Annotated in this window: 1 protein-coding gene; it reads left to right on the top strand. The window is 72.4% G+C overall.

Features of this window, described 5'->3' with window-relative positions:
* Positions 1–3,303: type I polyketide synthase (locus ACFYQ5_RS36040; protein ID WP_389203840.1), on the top strand; the 3,303-nt coding region annotated here is incomplete at both ends.

Below are 3,303 nucleotides of genomic sequence, written 5' to 3'. Positions count from 1 at the left end.
CACGGTGGCGTTGGTGCAGGCCCTGGGTGACGTGGGGATCGGGGCGAAGTTGTGGATGGTCTCCAGCGGAGCCGTCTCCACCGGCCGCAACGACCAGGTGGAAAGCCCGGCCCAGGCGCAGACCTGGGGCCTGGGCCGTGTCGTGGCCCTTGAGCACCCGGAGCGCTGGGGCGGTCTCCTCGACCTGCCGCAGGCCCGGGATGCCCGTACCACCACCCGGCTCGCAGGGATCCTCACGGGCGCGGGCGACGAAGACCAGCTCGCCCTGCGCGGCTCCGGCGTCTTCGTACGCCGCCTCGTCCGCGCCGAGCCGGCCACCCCGGCGAACCGGACGGAGTCCACGGCCCCGTCGAACCAACCCGAGAGCACCGCCAGCCCGGCGAACACCGCCACCCCCAAGACCCAGCGCCCGACCCCCGGATGGACTCCCCGGGGCACCGTCCTGATCACCGGCGGCACCGGCGCCCTCGGCCCCCACCTGGCACGCTGGCTGGCCCGCGAGGGTGCCGAGCATCTCGTCCTGACCAGCCGCCGCGGCCCGGACGCGCCCGGCGCCGACGCACTGCGCGGCGAACTGGAGGAGATGGGGGTCCAGGTCACCATCACGGCCTGCGATGTCGCCGACCGCGACGCGGTCGCCGCGCTGCTCGCCCGGCTGGCCGCCGACGGACACACACTGCGCGCCGTCGTGCACGCCGCCGCGCTCATCGAGCTGGCCCCCATCGCCACCACCACGCTCGCCGAATTCGCCGGCATCATCGCGGCGAAGGTCGCGGGCGCGGTCGTCCTGGACGAACTCCTCGCCGACGCGGATCTCGACGCGTTCGTGCTCTTCTCCTCCATCGCCGGAGTGTGGGGCAGTGGCGACCACGCCGCGTACGCGGCCGCTAATGCTTACCTGGACGCCCTCGCCGAGCATCGCAGGGCCCGCGGTCTGACCGCCACGTCCATCGCCTGGGGCGTGTGGAACGTCGTCAACCTGCACGAGAGCGGTAGCGCGCCGATCGACGTCGACCCGGAGCAACTGCGTCGCCAGGGGCTGCCGTTCCTGGACCCGGGCCTCGCGTTCACAGGCATGCGGCAGATCCTGGACGACGACGAGACGTTCCTGGCCCTGGCCGACGTGGACTGGGACCAGTTCGTGCCGGTGTTCACCGCACGGCGTGCCCGCCCGCTGCTCGCTGACCTGCCCGACGCCCAGCGTGTCCTCGCCGGCCAGGAAGGACTCGCCGGTGAAGGGGCCGAAATGGGTGAGGGGGAGCCGTCGTCCAAGGCGTCGGCGCTGCGCGAGCGCCTGGCCGGCCTCGCCGGGCCCGAACGGGACCGGGTCCTGCTTGAGCTCGTACTCACGCACGCCGCCGCAGTCCTCGGTTACGAGTCCGCCCGGGCCCTCGACCCCGAGCGCGCCTTCCGCGAGTTCGGCTTCGACTCGCTCACCGCGGTCGACCTACGCAACCGGCTCGGCGTCGCCACCGGTCTGAAGCTGCCCACCACCGTCGTATTCGACCACCCCAACGGCGTCGCCCTGGCCGCATACCTGCGCACCACGGTCCTCGGCGCCGACAAGGCCACCGCTGCCGCGCCGGTCGCGCCGCTCGCGGCGGCCACCGACGAACCGATCGCCATCGTGGCCATGAGCTGCCGCTACCCGGGTGGCATCAGCAGCCCCGAACAGATGTGGGACGTCCTGAAGAACCGCGCCGACGTCGTCGGCGGCTACCCCGTCAACCGTGGCTGGGACACCGCCCACCTGTACGACCCGAACCCGGGGACCCCCGGCACCACCACGACCAGGGGCGGCGGCTTCCTGCACGACGCGGGCGCCTTCGACCCGGCCTTCTTCGGCATCTCGCCGCGCGAGGCGCTCGCCATGGACCCGCAGCAGCGGCTCCTCCTGGAGACTTCCTGGGAGGCGTTCGAGCGCGCAGGGATCGACCCCCGGGCGGTGCGCGGCGAGGCCGCGGGCGTGTTCGTGGGAACCAACTACCAGGACTACGGCACGGGCCCCGGCCAGGTGTCCGCCGGTGCCGAGGGCCACATCCTCACCGGCAGCGCGCCCAGCGTCATCTCCGGTCGCATCGCCTACACCTTCGGGCTCGAAGGCCCGGCGGTGACGGTGGACACAGCGTGCTCGTCGTCGCTGGTCGCCATGCACCTGGCGGCCCAGGCGCTGCGCCAGGGTGAGTGCTCGCTCGCTCTGGCCGGAGGCGTCGCCGTCATGTCGTCGCCCGGCGCGCTGATCGCCTTCAGCCAGCAGCGCGGCCTGGCCGACGACGGCCGCTGCAAGGCCTTCGCCGCCTCCGCCGACGGCATGGGCATGGCCGAAGGCGTCGGCATGGTGCTCCTCGAGCGCCTTTCCGACGCCCGCCGGAACGGCCACCAGGTCCTCGCCGTGGTTCGTGGCTCCGCTGTCAACCAGGACGGTGCGAGTAACGGCCTGACCGCCCCCAACGGCCCGTCCCAGCAGCGCGTCATCCGCGCAGCGCTCGCCAACGCCCGCCTCACCCCCGCCGACGTGGACGTGGTCGAGGCGCACGGTACGGGTACGACGCTCGGGGACCCGATCGAGGCGCAGGCGCTCCTTGCCACCTACGGCCAGGAGCGGCCCGAGAGCGGCGAACCCCTGTGGCTCGGCTCGATCAAGTCCAACATCGGGCACAGCCAGGCCGCCTCCGGCGTCGCGGGCGTCATGAAGATGGTTCTCGCGATGCAGCACGGCGTACTGCCTCAGACGTTGCACGTGGACGAGCCGACCCCCGAGGTCGACTGGACCGAAGGAGCCGTGGAGCTCCTGACCGAGGCCCGTGAATGGACCGCGCGGCAGGGCGGGGCGCCCCGTCGCGCGGGTGTCTCCTCCTTCGGCATGAGCGGCACCAACGCGCATGTGATCCTGGAGCAGCCGGAACCGGCCGAAAACCCGGAGATCGCCGGGCCTGACGCCGGTGCCACCCCGTCGCCGGTGTTCGCAGGCGCGATACCGCTGGCGCTCTCGGCGAAGAGCGAAGGCGCCCTGCGCGAGCAGGCCGCGCGCCTGCGGGAACACTTGCTCACCGACGCCGACCTGGAACTCGGCAGCCTCGCCTGGTCGTTGGCGGTGACCCGATCACGGTTCGAGCACCGGGGCGTCATCCTCGGACGCGACCGCGAGGAATTCCTCAACGCCCTTGACCAGCTGGCCAAGGACGACGCTTCCGCCACACGCGTGGTCACGGGGCGTGCGCAGAGTGGTGTGGTCCGTCCGGTGTTTGTGTTTCCGGGGCAGGGGTCGCAGTGGGCGGGGATGGCGGTTGATCTTCTTGATTC

It is taken from the genome of Streptomyces sp. NPDC005794, from assembly GCF_042871445.1.
In the GTDB taxonomy this organism is placed as follows: Bacteria; Actinomycetota; Actinomycetes; order Streptomycetales; family Streptomycetaceae; genus Streptomyces.
Note: the sequence above shows the minus strand (reverse complement) of the source record. Positions and strands in the feature narration are given on the sequence as shown.